Source organism: Pseudovibrio axinellae, from assembly GCF_900110875.1.
GTDB classification, from domain to species: Bacteria; Pseudomonadota; Alphaproteobacteria; order Rhizobiales; family Stappiaceae; genus Pseudovibrio; species Pseudovibrio axinellae.
Window position 1 is genome coordinate 1 of the sequence record NZ_FOFM01000086.1, and the last position, 1164, is coordinate 1164.

Genomic DNA, 1164 nt, shown 5'->3' on the forward strand with positions numbered 1-1164 from the left:
AGTAGAGATATTGTCACCTCATATTGAGGACTGATTTTATGAAGAAATCTCGTTTCAGCGATACGCAGATCATTGCGATTTTGAAGCAAGGCGAAAGCGGAGTTCCGGTTGCTCAGCTGTGCCGGGAACACGGCATGAGCTCAGCAACCTATTACAAATGGCGAGCAAAATTCGGCGGCCTTGAAGCGCCGATGATCTCGCAGATGAAGTCTACGGAAGAAGAGCTGCGTCGTTTCAAGACGATGTATGCTGAGCTATCGCTGCAAAATGAGCTTTTGAAGGAAGCGCTTGTAAAAAAGCCCTGAAGCCATCTCAGCGCAAGGAGATGGCTGTGTTTGCTGTTGAGACAAAAGGGATTTCCATCGCTCTGGCGTGCCGCACCTTCGGGGTGAGTGAGCGCTGCTACCGTTATGAACGGCGCCTGCGTGATGAGAATGCTGTCATTGCTGACTGGCTGTTGCGTTTAACCACAACCAACAGGACTTGGGGTTTTGGTCTGTGTTTTCTTTATCTTCGCAATATCAAAGGCTTTGGCTGGAACCATAAGAGAGTCTATCGCATTTACCGGGAGCTGGAACTGAACCTGAGGATCAGGTCACGCAAGCGGCTGAAGCGCACGAAACCAGACAAGCTTGCAGTGCCTAACAAGCCCAATCAGGTATGGTCGATGGATTTCATGTCTGATCAGCTCGAAGATGGTAGACGGCTCCGCACGCTCAATATCATCGATGACTTTAATCGGGAGGGGCTGGCTATCGAAGTTGACTTCTCTCTTCCCGCACTCAGGGTCGTGCGGGCTTTGAAGCAGGTTATTGAATGGCGGGGTAAGCCTGTGGTGATACGCGTCGACAACGGCCCGGAAAACATAAGTGAAACCCTGCTGTCATGGGCCAGAACGCAAGGCATCCAGATCCGGCATATTCAGCCTGGAAAGCCTGCTCAAAATGCATATATTGAGCGATACAATAGGACAGTCCGGCAAGAATGGCTCGATCAGACCTGCTTTGAAAATATCGAACAGGCACAAGTAGAAGCTACAAACTGGCTCTGGACTTACAACAACGAACGGCCCAACATGGCCATCGGTGGCATTACGCCCGCAACAAAACTAAAAATGGCGGCATAGCTCTATTACCAAACTCCTCCATAAATGGGGGGATTACC

General features: G+C 50.2%; 1 protein-coding gene. It reads left to right on the forward strand.

The features are described from left to right. Positions 1–38 precede the first annotated feature (38 nt). Positions 39–1126 (forward strand): IS3 family transposase gene (locus tag BMZ51_RS23685; RefSeq protein WP_139201489.1). Its coding sequence is split into 2 segments (ribosomal slippage): positions 39–291 and positions 291–1126, totalling 1089 coding nucleotides; the frame shifts between segments, so codons are not numbered across the junction. Positions 1127–1164 lie beyond the last annotated feature (38 nt).